This is a genomic window from Nocardia sp. CA-129566 (genome assembly GCF_050956075.1).
Taxonomy (GTDB): domain Bacteria; phylum Actinomycetota; class Actinomycetes; order Mycobacteriales; family Mycobacteriaceae; genus Nocardia.
This window is the reverse complement of the sequence record NZ_CP192085.1, coordinates 6,034,573-6,049,290: the sequence shown is the minus strand read 5'-3', so window position 1 is coordinate 6,049,290 and position 14,718 is coordinate 6,034,573. Positions and strand designations below refer to the sequence as shown.

The window sequence follows — 14,718 nt, the reverse complement described above, 5'->3', positions numbered from 1 at the left end:
TGTGGAATCAGTCATTGATTCGAGCACCCGACAGTAGTTAGTCAACCGACCATTCCGCAATCGATACGCGGGTCGCCGCCGCCGGGTTCAATGTCGCCGGTATCAATTTTCCGCCGATGCGCAAGCGGCTGCGCTACAGCCACGGCACCCCGGCCCGGAGCAGCACATTGGCGTAGGGCCGGGCCTCGCCGGTGCGCACCACGAACCGGCAGGCGCCGATGCGCTGTTTGAAGTCGTCGTGGTCGATCAACTCGGCGTTCAGGCGGTGGCTGAGCAGCGTCGCGGCTTCCGGATTCTGCTCCGCGACGTCGCGGCTACCCCAGGCGGCTTCGACGGTGACTTCGTCGAGGATCAGGTCGAGGATGGGCTCGAATCGGGGGAATCCGTAGCTGATGCCCAGGTCGATGACCGGCACGCCGGCAGGTGTCGGCAGACCGGAGTCGCTGACGGCGAAGAGGTCGGTGTGGCGCAATGCCGTGAGCGCCGAGAGCAATTCGGCGTGTATGAGTCCGCTGGTGCGCAAGGTTCGGATCCTTCTCGAAGGGGGATGCCCGGGTCAGACGAGTGGCCGGGCCGCGGGGATGGTCGCGAGCGCGGTGCCGATCTGGTCCGCGGTGGGGTAGGAGGCGTGGGTTCCCGGTGCCTGCACGGCGAGCGCACCGGCCGCGGTGGCATAGGCCACGGCGGCGCCCAGCTGCCTGCCCTCGGCGAGTGCGGTGGCCAGTGCACCGACGAAGGCGTCGCCGGCACCGGTGGAGTCCACCGAACTCACCTGTGGCGCAGGCTGATATCCGCCGGCGACCGGTGCCGGCACATCGCAGCGGTGTGCCCAGACCGAGCCGGCGGCGCCCAGGGTGGCGACGACGGACGCCACCCCGCGCAGGCACAGCGAGCGGGCCAGGTGGAATGCCTGCTCCGGTGTCCGTGCGGTGGACCCGGTCAATGCCGACAGTTCGGACTCGTTGACGACCAGCGGATGGCAGCGCAGCAGCAGTTCATCCGGCAGCGCCGTCGCCGGAGCGGCGTTGAGGACGAACCGGCGGGCGTGCCGCGCCGCCCAGGCGACCACGCGCGGCGGCACCTCCAACTGTGCGACAACGACATCCGCCGACCGCAGTAGTTCGGCCTCGTCCATGGTGTCGAGTTCGGGGTCGGCTTCCCAGCGGAAGTTGGCACCGGAGTCGACCACGATCTGGTTCTCGCCGTCGGCGACGGTGATATAGGCCGTGCCGGTCCGCGCGTCCTCGACCTCGCGCAGGGCGGCGAGCCCAACACCATGGTCGCGCAACGATTTCCGTATCTCGGGATCGGCATCGCGGCCGATCCTGGCAATGAATTCGACGCTGCCACCGGAGCGGGCCGCCGCGACGGCCTGATTGGAACCCTTGCCGCCCAGATTGGTTCGTGAGCGCAGTGCCAGCACGGTTTCGCCCGGGTGCGGCAGCCGTTCCACCTCGCACACGATGTCCTGGTTGACCGATCCGAGGACGACTACCGTCACGACTCGGCTCCGGCCTCGGTGACCTCCAGATTGCCGGGTGCGGCGCCGGTGATCAGCGCGACCAGCCGGTCGCCGTCCACCTCGTCGATCCGATGTGCGGCAACGGATCTGCCGCGCCGCAGCACCACGACGTTATCGCAGATCCGCATGACCTGTGCCAGGTCGTGGCTGATGATCAGGACGGTGATGCCGCGCTCGCGCAGGCCGCGCACCAGCTTCTCGACCGCCGCGGTCTCCCGCACGCCGAGCGCGGCGGTCGGCTCGTCCATGATCACCATGGATTTGCCCCAGGCCACCGCGCGGGCGATGGCGATGCTCTGGCGTTGGCCGCCGCTCATCCTGCGCACGGTGGTACGCACCGAGGGCACATCGACATCCAGATCGCGCAGGATCTCGCCGCTGCGGGCGATCATCGCCCGGCGGTTGACGATGCCGAGCGGATACACCAACTCCCGGTTGAGAAATAGGTTCTGCCACACCGCCAGATCGTCGATGAGGGCGAGATCCTGATACACGGTTTCGATGCCCATCTTGCGCGCGTCCTCGGGCGAACGCAGGCGCACCGGCTCGCCCTTGAACAGAATGTGCCCGGTATCCGGCGTCTGCACGCCGGTGAGGCAACGCACCAAGGTCGACTTGCCCGCGCCGTTATCGCCGACCAGGGCGGTGACCTCACCCTCCGGAATCGTCAGCGAGACCCCGGCGAGCGCGCGGACCGAATCGAACGATTTGGTGAGCTCGCGCGCCTCGAGTAGTGGAATCGTCATGTCCTGGACCTACTTTCGGAAGCGGGCGATCCCGGCGGCCAGCAGCAGCACCGCGCCGACGGCGACCGGCTGGTAGTACTGCGAGATGCCGAGGATGGTGAACCCGTTGATCAGCGAGGTGAACAGCACCGCACCGCAGACGGTACCGAGCACCGACGCCTTGCCGCCCGACAGCGACGAACCGCCGAGCACCACCGCGGCGATCGAGCTCAACAGATAGGTGGTCTGCAGTGACGGATCCGCGCCGCCATTGCGGGCGACCAGCATGACACCGGCTATGCCGCACAGCAATCCGGACATGGCATAGGCGAACAGCCGGATCCGGTTCACCGAGATACCGGTGTCGCGCGCGGCCTCGAGTCGCCCGCCGGTGGCGAGCAGGTGGGTGCCGATCCGGGTGCGGAAGATGATCCCGGCCACCACCAGCGCCGCCACCAGTGCCAGCAGCCAGAACCAGCGCACCGGTCCGATGCCGTCCAGCGCGAGCCGTTGCAGGAAGTGGGAACTCACGGCCTCGGTATTGCCGTGCGTCAGCAGCAGCGTGATGCCGTTGAGCACGCTCAGCATGCCGAGCGTGACCACGAAATCGGTCATATGCAGTCGGCCGATCAGCACACCGTTGACGACGCCGACCGCCAGCCCGCTGAGGATCGCCACCGCGATGGCGACCGCCATCGGGTAGCCGTGGCTGGCGAGGTAGCCGAGAACGGCTGCCGCCCAGGGGAGATTGGCGCCGACCGACAGATCGATACCGCCCACGGTGATCGCGAACTGCTGGCCGAGCGCCAGCACCGTCAGGATCGTCGAGGCGACCAGCAGATCGCCGATATTGTCCGCCGTCAGGAAGTCCGGGGTGGCGATGAAGAACGCCACCCACAGCACGACCAGGGCCAGCGGTGCCGCGAATTCGGCGACCTTGGCGAGGATTTCCGTGCGCCCCTCACGCGCACGGAGTTCGGCGGGTGCCTCGGCTGTCACTTGTTCAGCAGCCCTTCCACTGGGTTGTCGAATGCGACGATCGGACGCGGGAACGCGGAGATCTGCTGGTCGACATTGTCCTTGCCGATGAAGGCGATGGGGGAGACCACGCGTTCGGGCAGCGCCTTGCCCTGGTGCCGCGCCAGGCAGCTCTGGACCGCGAGTTGTCCTTCCGCATACGGGTATTGGGTCACCGTGCCGGTCAGGGTGCCCGCCTTCACCGCGTCGAGTGCGGCCTGGATGCCGTCGACGGAGATCACCTTGATCTGGCCGGTCTTGCCCGCGTTCTTGATCGCCTGCGCGGCTCCGAGGCCCATGGTGTCGTTGGCGGCGAAGATGCCGGTGATCTCCGGGTGCGCCTTCAGGATCGCCTCGGTGACCTGCAGGCCCTTGTCCTGTTCGTAGTCGGCGGGTGCCTTCTGGACGATGTCCAGCTTGCCGGTGACGGCATCGGTGAAGCCCTTATCGCGATTGATGCCGTTCTGCTCGCCCGCGATGCCCTGCAGGATGGCGACCTTCCCGGTGCCGCCGAGCGCGTCGAGCATCCGCTGACCGGCGATCCGGCCCGCATCGAGATTGTCCGAACCGATGAAGCTCGCATACGACACCCCGGCCTGCTCGGAGGCCTTCGCGTCGATCTGGGTGTCGAGGTTGAGAATCGGAATATTCTTGCGCGCCACCGGCGTCAGCGGCGTGATCACATTCGTGGCGTTGACCGGGACCACGCCGAAGCAGTCATAGCCCCGCGCGGCCAGCGTGGAGATCTGGGCGTTCTCACCGTCGGCGTCGGTCTCGGACTGCCCGGCCTGCACCGTGACCTTCACTCCGACCCGCTGTCCCTCCGTGAGGGCGCCGTCGCGCAGGGCCGCCCAGTAGGGGTTGGTGAAGTTCCGGGTGACGATCGCGATCTTGAAATCGCCGTCACCCGCGTCCTGGCCGCCGCGACCGCAGGCAGCGGCGGCAAGCGCGCCGATGAGGACAAGCGGCGCCATTGCACGCCTGAATCGAGCATTCATCGTGAGTTCGACCTATCCGTCTCAGGTATCAACTCGTGTTGATCAACGCGAGTTGATGAGTAGTGTGTGACCCGAGTCACCGGCTGTCAAGTAGTTGTGCGGAGTGCTTGGATGGACGGTCGGAGCGAGGAGAGGTTTCGGATGGCAGTCACACGGGCCGACGTGGCGCGGCTGGCGGGTACGTCACCGGCGCTGGTGAGCTATGTGCTCAATGGGGGGCCGCGGCAGGTCGCGCCCGCGACGAAGGCGCGCATCGAGGCCGCCATCGCCCAACTCGGCTACCGGCCCAATATGTCCGCGCGCAGCCTGCGCATGAACCGCGGGCATGCGCTGGGCATGGTGATCCCCGACGGGGCCAACCCGTTCTTCGCCGAACTGTCCGCGGTCATCGAGGCGGCGGCCTTCGCGCGGGGGTATCCGCTGTTCGTCGGCAATGCCGCCGGGGACCAGGAACGCGAACGCGCCTACGTGCGCACCTTCATCGATCGCAGAGTCGAAGGGCTGCTTGCGATTTCGTCGTCGTGGGAGACCGGTGTCGCCGACGCCTGCGAGGAGGCCGGAATGGTGCTCGTCGCGCTGGACCGTGTCATCGATCCGGCGCGCTGCGCGCATGTGATGTGCGATTCGGTCGCGGGCGCCGAGCAGGCCGTTGCCCATCTCATCGGGCACGGACATCGCGATATCGCCTGCCTCAGCGGCCCACATGTGTCCACCGCCGAGGACCGCGTACAGGGCTACCGCAATGCGCTGGCCGCCGCCGGGCTGGCCGAAGGACGCATCGTGCGAACGGATTTCGGCGGCGCCGCCGGCTACCGCGCCCTGGCCGAACTCATGGCCGACGCGCCCCGCCCCACCGCGGTTTTCGTGACCAGCGACCTACAGGCGATGGGTATGCTGCGCGCGGCCTACGATGCCGGACTGCGGGTACCCGACGACCTCGCGGTCGTCGCCTTCGACGGTATCGAATACTCCCGCTACACCCGACCCGGCCTGACCACCATGGTGCAGCCCACCCGGCGCATGGGTGAGACCGCGGTCGATCTGCTGCTCCAACAGATCGAGGACCACACCGTCCGGCCGGGGGTGGTGAATCTCGAAGCGGTACTGCACACCAGAGGCTCGTGTGGTTGTCCCGACGAGTTCTGAAAGTTCAGATGCGTTGCGCCGCATGAGCACCCTCGTCTTCCACCGGTGTGCGGTCGACCGTCGGTCACGTCTGCGGTGGTTCGGCCGAGATCAGCGCGGCCGCTGCCGGTGTCAGTACTTGGGTGAACTCGGCGTCCGATAGTTCGGGTCCACCAGGCGCATGGCGGCGATGTCATCGCGGTTGTGCCACTGCGGCATGGCATTCCAGCGGTGGTGCAGGCGCGCGAGCGCGTCCGGATCGAGGTCGACGCCGAGACCGGGGGCGTCGGAGACGGTGACCGCGCCGTCGCTGATGACGAGTGGGTCGACGATCACATCCTCGGGCTGCCACGGGCAGTGGGTATCGCAGGCGTAGTCGAGGTCGGTGACGGTGGCGGCCACCTGGGTCATGGCGGCCAGGCAGCCACCGATCACACCCTGTGTCACCGAGGACAGATGCCAGGACTTCTTGATGAACAACAACACCCCAGAGATGACTCCGATGTCGTAGCCGAACAGGATGCCGCCGAGGGCGCCGAAGAATTAGAGAAATTTGACATTGTCGGCGAGCGCCGATTTCGGTGCGGTCGTCGTTGACTTGAATTGCATTGTGCTGCGCTTCTTTCGCGGTGGAGCAAAGTGCCATCAGCGTCACATGCCGCTGATGTGAAATTCGCCAGAAGTGCGATTCCGTCCGGGTATCGCGTGATTGTCGCATTCAGGGCGGATTCGGTTTTCCCAGTGGGGTTTCCACGAAAGGTCCGCCGATCAGCCAGGGGTCCGGATCGGCGACGGCGGAAATATCGGCGGCGAACTGTTCGGCGTCGTCTGCGCTGCGGTAACCGAGTTCCTCGGCCGCGCGCAGGGAAACGACCGCGCGGGTATTGGCGGATACGCCCCAGATCACCCGGTAGCCGGGTCGTTCGGCGGCCAGGCAGGCCTCGAACAGTCGCGCACAGTCGTTGGGGGACAACCACATCGACAGGCCGCGGGTATCATGCGGGCGCTCGAAACACGAACCGATCCGAATGCAGATCACGTCCATGCCGAAGCGGGAGTGATAGAGACTTCCCAGCGCCTCCACCGCCGCCTTGCTGAGGCCGTAATAAGTATCGGGCCGGGGCGCGGCGTCGCCGGGAATGGGATCGGGGCCGACGGCGTGGAAACCGACGGCATGATTGCTCGACGCGAGGACGACCCGGGGCACTCCGGCCTGCCGCGCCGCTTCGAGTACGGTGTGCGTGCCGTCGATATTGACGGCAAGTATGTTGTCCCAGCTGTCTTCTCGGCTGATTCCACCGAGATGGATGATCGCGTCCACGTCCCGGCACGCCGCGGCCATGGTGGCGGGATCGGTGAGCGATCCGGTGACGATCTCGACGCGTTCGCCGGACGTGTGCGCGGGGAGTTCGGTCAGGTCCAGCAGCCGCAGTACGCGATCAGGGCGTCGCAGGCGCGGGCGCATCAGCGTGCCGATGCCGCCGCCCGCGCCGGTAATGAGAATCCGGTGATCGTTCATGCGGCGTCGATCTCGCCCGCGTAGTCGAAAATGCCAGCAGAGCCATTGTTTTCGCACATGGTGTCCTCCTGTGGAGCGAGCGGAGTGTGGGATGGGTCACTCGCGGCTCGAACGTGTCAGAAGGTTATGGCGCTGAAATGATGCCTGTCCAACACCGTTTCTGTATCGACCGATGCTGTCAGGGCATCGGTTGCGGGCTGCGCGAACGCGAGTTGGGCGAGTGGACCAATTATCCACTCGCCCAACCTGATTCGTTCCTACTTCGCCAGCGTGACGTCCGCCTCGCCGCGCTCCAGCTTGGAGTGCATCCGCGAGTATCCGAAGTACACCGCGAGTCCGATCACCAACCACACCGCGAACCGCAGCCAGGTCTCCCACGGCAGCGACCAGATCAGGTAGATCGAGAAGCCGATGCCGATCAGCGGCACCGCCGGCATGAGCGGCAGCTTGAACGCGCGCGGCTCGTCGGGGCGGGTCCGGCGCAGCACCATCACCGCGACCGAGACCACGATGAAGGCCATCAGAATGCCGATATTGGTCAGCTCGGCGACCACGGTGATATCGAGCAGACCGGCCATCGCCGCGGATCCGATGCCCACGATCCAGGTCACCCGGGTCGGCACCTTGCGGACCGGATGGGTCTTGGCGAACCACTCGGGCAGCAGTCCGTCGCGGCTCATGGCGAACCAGACGCGGGTCACGCCGAGCATGAAGGTGAGCACCACGGTGACGATGCCGACAATGGCGCCGATCGCGATGATATTCGCGACGCCGGGCATGCCCACCGATTCGAAGGCCGTGGAGAAGCCGCTCGTCGGGCTGATCTCGGTGTATTTCTGCATACCGGTCAGCACCAGGGTGGCCAGTACGTACAGCACCATCGCGATGGCCAGCGAGTAGATGATCGCCTTGGGTAGATGCTTCTTGCCGTCGGTCGATTCCTCGGCGGCGGTGCTCATCGCGTCATAGCCGAATACGGCGAAGAAGACGGTGGCCGCACCGGTCCAGACCGCGCCGGCGCCGAAGGGGAAATACGGGGTGTAGTTGGAGCTGTCGATATGGAAGACACCGAGCACGATGATCAGCACGACCAGTGCGACCTTGATACCCACCGCGACGGTTTCGAAGCGGCCGACGCTCTTGATACCGCGCGATAGCAGCCAGGCCGTGCCCAGACAGAACAGCACCGCGAATACGTCGATGACATGGCCGTGACCGGTGCCGTGCGCACCCATCATCCAATCGGGCAGCGTGATATCGATCTGCCCGAGCAGGAATTTGAAGTATCCGGAGACACCGATCGCGACGACCGCTGCCACCGCGACATATTCGAGCAGCAGATCCCAGCCGATGAACCAGCCCGCGATCTCGCCGAGGGAGACATAGCCGTAGGTGTAGGCGGACCCGGCCTTCGGGATCATCCCGGCGAATTCGGCGTAGCACAGCGCCGCGCAGGCGCTGGCGACACCGGCGATCAGGAATGAGATGAGCACCGACGGACCCGTGACGGAGTGCGCGACCGAACCGGCGAGGGCGAAGATGCCCGCGCCGATGATGCCGCCGACGCCGATCGCCGTGAGCTGCCAGAGGCCGAGTGATCGCTTCAGCTGCTCGTCGGCGGGTGTCTCCTCCTCGACCTGCCCGAGGGGTTTGCGGCGCAACATCTGGCTGCGCAACTCCGCGAGGGACATGGATCTTCCTTTCGTCCTCTGCGATACGCGACGGTGCAGTAACGCAGATCACATTCTGAGCAGCACTCAGCTAATCCGACCACGAATGCGCTGTGATCGGCGAATTGGATAAATAAAGTTCGGCGGTCTTGTCCGACTGCACAGACAAGACCGCCGAGCGCAGCGTCAGCGCTGGCTGCCGGGGCGCAGCGAGCGCAGGAAGAACGCCATATTGGCGGGGCGTTCGGCGAGGCGACGCATGAAGTAGCCGTACCACTGATCGCCGTAGGGCACGTAGACCCGGACATGATGGTCGGCCTCGACCAGGCGGCGCTGTTCGGCGTCGCGGATGCCGTAGAGCATCTGGAATTCGAAATCGTCGGACTTGCGCGCGGTGGCCGTCGCGAAGACGCCGGCGGCCTCGATGAGCGCCGGATCATGGGTGGCGACCATCGGATAGCCGTCACCGTTCATCAGGATCCGCAGACAGTCCAGATAGGACTGGTCGACCTCGGCCCTGCTCTGGTAGGCCACCGACGCGGGCTCGCGATATGCGCCCTTGCACAGGCGAATTCGTGAGCCCGGACCGGCGAACTCCCGGCAGTCGGCCTCGGTACGGCGCAGATAGGCCTGCAGCACGGTGCCGAGCGAGGGGAACTCGGCACGCAGTTCTCGCACGATCGACAGCGTCGAATCGGTGGTGGTGTGGTCCTCGGCGTCGATGGTCACCAGCACGCCCGCATCCGCCGCGGCCGTGCAGATCTGGTGGGCGTGCGCGCGGGCGATTGCGTGACCGTCCTTGGGCAGGGATTGCCCGAGCGCCGAGAGCTTGAGCGAAACCTCCAGCGGCCCAACGGATCCGGTGTCCGAAGCGCGCAGCAGCGAGAGCAGCGCCAGATAGTGCGACACCGTATTGCGCGCCTGCTCGATATCGGTGGTGTCCTCGCCGAGGTAGTCGACGGTGATGTAGCGACCGGAATTCAGCAGAGTTTCGACGGCCGCCACCGCATTCGGCTCGGCCGCTCCCGCGACGAAGCGGTCCACCAGCTTCTTGGTGGTCGACATCCGCGTGACGGCGCGCTCGAGCCGCGGCGACCGCGAGGCCGCGAGCATGGCGGGGCGTAGCAGAGCGGAGATGGCCATCAGTTCTCCTCGGGTGCCTGGTGCGGATAGGTGTGTTCGGTCGGCGGGACGAAGGTCTCCTTAATGGTGCGCGCGGATGTCCAGCGCAGCAGGTTCTGCGGCGAGCCCGCCTTGTCATTGGTGCCCGATGCGCGGGATCCGCCGAAGGGCTGCTGACCGACGACGGCGCCGGTGGGTTTGTCATTGATGTAGAAGTTGCCCGCGGCGAACCGCAGCCGTTCGGTCGCCGCGGCAACGGCGGTGCGGTCATCGGCGATGATCGCACCGGTCAGGCCGTAGGCCGAACCGCCGTCGACCAGTTCGAGCACCGATTCGAACGATCCGGCGGCGGCATCGTCGTAGACGTGGATCGCCAGTATCGGGCCGAAGTATTCGGTGCTGAACGCCTCGTCGGTGGGGTCGTCGCCGAGCAGGATGGTTGGATCGACGAAGTAGCCGACGGTGTCGTCGGTATGTCCGCCCGTCGCGATGGTCAGGCCCGAGGTGGCCTTGGCCCTGGCGATGGCCTCGGCATTGCGGTCGAAGGCACGCTGATCGATGACTGCGCCGCCGAAGTGCGCGAAGTCGGTGATATCGCCGTAGCTCAGCGTGTCGACCCTATCGATGAGGTCGCGGCCCATCTTGGCCCATACCGACTTCGGGATAAAGGCGCGCGAGGCGGCCGAGCACTTCTGGCCCTGGTAGTCGAAGGCACCGCGGATCAGCGCCGTGGTCAGCACATCCGGATCCGCCGAACTGTGCGCGAGTACGAAATCCTTGCCGCCGGTCTCACCGACCAGCCGCGGATAACTGTGGTAGTCGCCGATATTCGCCGCGACCGCACGCCACAGATGCTGGAAGGTCCCCGTGGAGCCGGTGAAGTGGATGCCGGCCAGCCGCCGGTCGGCCAGCGCGACATCGGAGATCTTCGGTCCCGCGCCGTGCACCATATTGATGACACCGGGCGGCAGCCCCGCGGCCTCCAGCAGTTTCATCGTCCAATAGGCCGCCACCGCCTGGGTGGGCGACGGCTTCCACAGCACCGTATTGCCCATCAGAGCGGGCGCGGTCGGCAGATTGCCCGCGATCGCGGTGAAATTGAACGGAGTGATCGCATAGATGAAGCCCTCGAGCGGGCGGTATTCGACCCGGTTCCACACACCCGGAGTCGAGATCGGCTGCTCGGCCAGGATCTGCCGGGCGAAGTGCACATTGAAGCGCCAGAAGTCGACCAGTTCGCACGGCGCGTCGATTTCGGCCTGGTAGGCGGTCTTGGACTGTCCCAACATGGTCGCGGCGGCAATGGTTTCGCGCCACGGGCCGGACAGCAGATCCGCGGCCCGCAGGAAGATCGCGGCGCGATCCTCGAACGACAGCGCCCGCCAGCCGGGCGCCGCGGCGGTGGCGGCCGCGATCGCGTCCTGCACATCGCGGGCCTCAGCTGTGGTGAGGGTGCCGAGTACGGCGCCGTGGTTGTGCGGCTGCACGACGTCGATGGTCTTGCCCGAGGTGCGCCGATGTTCGCCGCCGATGACGTGGTGGATCTCGGTCGGCGTGGCGGCGAGTTCGGTCAGTTTCGCCCGCAGGCGGGCGCGTTCGGCGCTGCCCGGGGCAAAGGTGCCGACCGGCTCGTTGACCGGCCCGGGCGTGGACACGATGGCATCCATGAGTCCTCCTTGCTGGTATATGAGGGTGAGCCGAAGTCAACACGGCAAAACTGCCCGCAGAATCGGTCAAGCGGACAAAGATGGGATGACCGTATTGGCGAGTCGAATGAAAGTGGGCAGTGGTCGTGGCTAGGGAAGGTGAGCTGGTGGCCGCGGACCTCGACCTGTTCGGACTGGCGCATATGGTGGCCCAGAATGCGGGCGGGATGGTCTCCATCGAGGACCCGCAATCGCATGTGCTGGCGTATTCGGCATCGGATCAGACGGCCGACCAGCTGCGGGTGCTCTCGATCCTCGGCCGCGAGGGGCCACGCGACTATCTGCGGGTGCTGCGCGAGTGGGGTGTGTTCGATCGGCTGCGCGGGACCGACGAGGTCATCGATATCCCCGCGCACGAAGAGCTCAATATCAAGCGCCGCCTAGTGGTGAGCATCCGCGCACATGTCGAGGGGAGTGCGCCGCGGGTGCTCGGCTCGATCTGGCTGCAACAGGGTGACCGGCCGTTCAAACCTGATGCCGCGGAAATCCTGCGGGGCGCGTCGGCCATCGCCGCCCGACTCATATCGCGCAGTCTGGATGCGCCGACCGGCGAGGCACTGCTGATCCAGCGGCTGTTCGGCACCGGCGGCGGCACCGCCGATGTGCCGACCGTCGCGAATGCGCTGAACTTGCCGCTGAGCGGTCCGGCCGCGGTGGTCGGATTCGCGTCGACACCCGGTGCGAACGCGCCGTCGCCCGCGACGCTCGGCAATATGCTTCGCTTGCGCGCCAGCTCATTTCGCGGCGATTCGGTGACCACCGTGCTCGACGAGCGGGTCTATGTGCTGCTGCCGCAGTACCGATCCGCGGAAGCTGTGACCGCGTGGACGCGCCAGCTGGTCGATCAGCTCGAAGCCAAGCGCGCGCTCGAATTGCGCGCCGCCATCGCCTGTCCAGTTCCGGATCTGGCTCATGTCGCCGGCGCGCGCGCCGAGGTGGACCGGGTGCTCGACAGCACCGCCGAGACCTACCCGAAAGACCGGGTGACCACGCTGGCGCAATCGCGCACCGCGGTGCTGCTCGGCGAAATCCTCGATCTCGTCGGCGACCGGCCGCATCTGCACGATCCGCGCCTGTACAAGCTGCTCGACTACGACCGGAAGCATTCGGCGAATCTGCGCGAGAGCGTCGAGACCTATCTGCGCGAACACGGCGACGTGCGCAATGCCGCGACGGCCCTGCAGGTGCATCCGAATACGCTGCGCTACCGGATCCGCCGCGTCGAGGAGATCATCGGGATGGACCTCAGCGATCCCGCCGACCGCCTGTTGCTCGAACTCCAGCTCGCACTGCACCGCCGTCGATAGCCCGACCAGGTGGTGCGCGGCGAGCGATGATTATCCGAACTCCGGTCCGTCTGATCTGGTGACGCAGTAATTACCGACCAAGGAGATCCGATGCGGAAAATCACCGCGGGACTGTTCATCGCACTCGACGGCGTCGTCGAGAACCCGCAGGACTGGCACTTCCCGTACTTCAACGACGAGATGGCCACGGCGGTCGACCGTCAGCTCGGCACGGCGGACACACTGCTGTTGGGGCGCAAGACCTATGACGGCTTCGCCGCGGCGTGGCCGGAGCGGGAGCTCGCGGGCGATGTGGACGCCGAGATGGCCAAGAAGCTCGGCGACGCGCGCAAGATCGTGGTCTCGCATCAGGATCTCACCTTCACCTGGCGCAATTCCGAGGTGCTGCAGGGGGATCTGGCGACGGCCGTCGCGGCGCTGAAGAACGAGCCCGGCGAGGCGCCCATCGGTATCAGCGGTTCGGTGTCCGTTGTCCGCCAGCTGCTCGAGGTCGGCCTACTCGACGAACTGCATTTGCTGGTGCACCCGATCGCGGTGCGCAAGGGTCTGCGACTGTTCGATGAGACGTATGCCGCGCTTCCGCTGCAACTGCTTTCCTCCGACACCTTCAAAACCGGTGTCGTCCATCTGGTCTACGCCAAGGCGGCGGCCGAGGGCACCGAAGGGTATGAAGACGCGAAACAGTTCCTGGGCCAAGAGGATAACTAAGACGTCGAATGGCACATGGTCTCGGGACCATGTGCCATTCGGGCGTCGATGACCACGGTACTATCGTCCGCGATCATTCCGCATCGAGGACTTTGCTTGCGCGGCGGTAGTTCTCATCGCGTTCCGCGCTTGCGTTGCTACCGCCGTTGATCGTATGGGTGATCGCATCGATATCGGATTTATCCGCGTCGTCGTTCAAATCCTTGGAATCCCAATACCATCCCGCGGTGGCGAAGGCGTACTTCGGGTCTTTGGCCAGGTCGGGGTCTCCGACGAAATCGACCTCGAGGGCATCGCTCGCCTTCCGATAGTTGGTGCGGCCGGTCAGCTGCAGGGCGCCTCGACCGTGGAAGCGGGCGCCGTCGCTGGACCGCTCGTTGCCGAGGTCCTTACGCGACCCGTAGTTCTGCTCGAAATAGGCCTTGCCACCGTATTCTTCGAGGGTTTTCAGATTGTCGGTCTCCACCCCGACCTGTGCGAGGAATGCGGCCGCCCGCTTCGGCGTGTCTATCCCGTAGTCACGCATCGCCTGGTCGAGGTAGGGGAGGTACTTCTCCAGGGTGGCCTTGGGTGTGCCGGGGAAGATCTTCTCGAGTTGGTCCAAGCTCACTGGGCTCATGTGCCCGGCCCGCTCCGAGTTGCTTCCGAGGATGTCGACAAAGTCGTTCTCCACATGCACAACTCTCGTGACGATATCGGTCAGCAGCGACTTTTCCTCACTCGCCATCAGCTTGCCCAATCCCGCGAAGACAGCCAACGAAGCCGCCTGCAGTACCAACCCCAGCGTTTGCGCTTCGTCCCGGATCTCTTTGGCCATCTTGGCGCTATCGCCTGCGACATCCCCGACTTTGCCGGAGAGCTTGGTATCCCGCTCTTTCAAACCTGCGGTCAGCTCCGATAGCTCTGCCGATTTCGTATTGTAGTGCGCGGTCACCACGGACTTATTGGCCACATCGTAGAGGTTCGCCGCATCGAGCAGGGCCGTCAGATCGGGCATATCGGATGGGTTTCCGCTGCCGAGTTGGTCGACCATCAGTCGAAATGCGGTTCGAGCGAATTCGACCGCGCGCTGCACAGTTTTCGAAGCACCTAGCGGTGCGGCGAGCTTGTCGATCTGCTCGCGGGCGTCCACCACAACCGGCGATACGGTCGGCCCCGGCGCTGGCGGCGGTAGGAGTCCATATTGTGCTGCCCCCCAAGGACCATCGATGACCGGGTCGTACTGGGAGCCCATTTGTGGGATTCTCGCACAACCCGCTCAATCCTTTCGGCCCTCGACTCCCCAGCCGTGGGCGGCGC

Annotated in this window: 13 protein-coding genes and 1 pseudogene; 3 read left to right on the top strand and 11 right to left on the bottom strand. The window is 65.8% G+C overall.

Annotation, left to right across the window (positions count from 1 at the left end; translation table 11 throughout):
• Positions 1 to 133 precede the first annotated feature (133 nt).
• Genes rbsD through ACQP0C_RS26275 form a run of 5 tightly spaced genes read right to left on the bottom strand, consistent with a single transcriptional unit; the run spans position 134 to position 4,238 of the window.
• Complete coding sequence (rbsD, locus tag ACQP0C_RS26295; protein ID WP_433724083.1) at positions 134 to 523, bottom strand: D-ribose pyranase; 390 nt, start codon at positions 521 to 523, stop codon at positions 134 to 136.
• A gap of 33 nt (positions 524 to 556) precedes the next feature.
• Positions 557 to 1,501: a ribokinase gene (locus ACQP0C_RS26290; RefSeq protein ID WP_433724081.1), complete on the bottom strand. Its 945-nt coding sequence runs from the start codon at positions 1,499 to 1,501 to the stop codon at positions 557 to 559.
• On the bottom strand, positions 1,498 to 2,268 hold the full coding sequence (locus ACQP0C_RS26285; protein ID WP_433724079.1) for an ATP-binding cassette domain-containing protein: 771 nt from the start codon (positions 2,266 to 2,268) through the stop codon (positions 1,498 to 1,500). The genes ACQP0C_RS26290 and ACQP0C_RS26285 overlap by 4 nt, the downstream gene beginning before the upstream one ends.
• Positions 2,269 to 2,277: 9 nt before the next feature.
• Entirely contained in the window at positions 2,278 to 3,246 is a 969-nt protein-coding gene (locus ACQP0C_RS26280; protein ID WP_433724077.1) for an ABC transporter permease, read from the bottom strand.
• Positions 3,243 to 4,238 carry a sugar ABC transporter substrate-binding protein gene (locus ACQP0C_RS26275; RefSeq protein ID WP_433724075.1) on the bottom strand — a complete coding sequence of 332 codons (996 nt, stop codon included), beginning with the start codon at positions 4,236 to 4,238 and terminating at the stop codon, positions 3,243 to 3,245. The genes ACQP0C_RS26280 and ACQP0C_RS26275 overlap by 4 nt, the downstream gene beginning before the upstream one ends.
• A 165-nt stretch (positions 4,239 to 4,403) precedes the next feature.
• Between ACQP0C_RS26275 and ACQP0C_RS26270 the strand changes: the two genes are divergently transcribed.
• A complete protein-coding gene (locus ACQP0C_RS26270; RefSeq protein WP_433724073.1) occupies positions 4,404 to 5,408 on the top strand; it encodes a LacI family DNA-binding transcriptional regulator in 1,005 nt (334 codons plus the stop codon).
• Positions 5,409 to 5,519: 111 nt separating this feature from the next.
• On the opposite strand, the gene ACQP0C_RS26265 is transcribed toward ACQP0C_RS26270, so the two are convergent.
• The 5 genes from ACQP0C_RS26265 to pruA form a co-directional block, all read right to left on the bottom strand.
• Positions 5,520 to 5,873: an enolase C-terminal domain-like protein gene (locus ACQP0C_RS26265; protein WP_433724071.1), complete on the bottom strand. Its 354-nt coding sequence runs from the start codon at positions 5,871 to 5,873 to the stop codon at positions 5,520 to 5,522.
• 232 nt (positions 5,874 to 6,105) lie between these two features.
• Positions 6,106 to 6,906, bottom strand: coding sequence for an NAD-dependent epimerase/dehydratase family protein (locus ACQP0C_RS26260; protein ID WP_433724069.1), 801 nt, complete (start codon positions 6,904 to 6,906; stop codon positions 6,106 to 6,108).
• 257 nt (positions 6,907 to 7,163) lie between these two features.
• On the bottom strand, positions 7,164 to 8,597 hold the full coding sequence (locus ACQP0C_RS26255) for an amino acid permease (protein WP_433724067.1): 1,434 nt from the start codon (positions 8,595 to 8,597) through the stop codon (positions 7,164 to 7,166).
• A 165-nt stretch (positions 8,598 to 8,762) separates the two neighbouring features.
• Positions 8,763 to 9,719 (bottom strand): proline dehydrogenase family protein, encoded by a 957-nt coding sequence (locus tag ACQP0C_RS26250; protein ID WP_433724065.1) that lies wholly within the window; start codon positions 9,717 to 9,719, stop codon positions 8,763 to 8,765.
• A complete protein-coding gene (gene pruA / locus ACQP0C_RS26245) occupies positions 9,719 to 11,365 on the bottom strand; it encodes an L-glutamate gamma-semialdehyde dehydrogenase (RefSeq protein WP_433724064.1) in 1,647 nt (548 codons plus the stop codon). Before pruA ends, ACQP0C_RS26250 begins: the two co-directional genes overlap by 1 nt.
• Before the next feature lie 140 nt (positions 11,366 to 11,505).
• On the opposite strand from pruA, the pseudogene ACQP0C_RS26240 reads away from it, so the two are divergent.
• Positions 11,506 to 12,711 (top strand): annotated as a pseudogene (locus ACQP0C_RS26240) (PucR family transcriptional regulator); the annotation flags it as partial.
• A 90-nt stretch (positions 12,712 to 12,801) separates the two neighbouring features.
• Entirely contained in the window at positions 12,802 to 13,419 is a 618-nt protein-coding gene (locus ACQP0C_RS26235) for a dihydrofolate reductase family protein (protein WP_433724062.1), read from the top strand.
• A 73-nt stretch (positions 13,420 to 13,492) separates the two neighbouring features.
• On the opposite strand, the gene ACQP0C_RS26230 is transcribed toward ACQP0C_RS26235, so the two are convergent.
• Positions 13,493 to 14,653: a glycoside hydrolase family 19 protein gene (locus ACQP0C_RS26230; RefSeq protein ID WP_433724060.1), complete on the bottom strand. Its 1,161-nt coding sequence runs from the start codon at positions 14,651 to 14,653 to the stop codon at positions 13,493 to 13,495.
• Positions 14,654 to 14,718 lie beyond the last annotated feature (65 nt).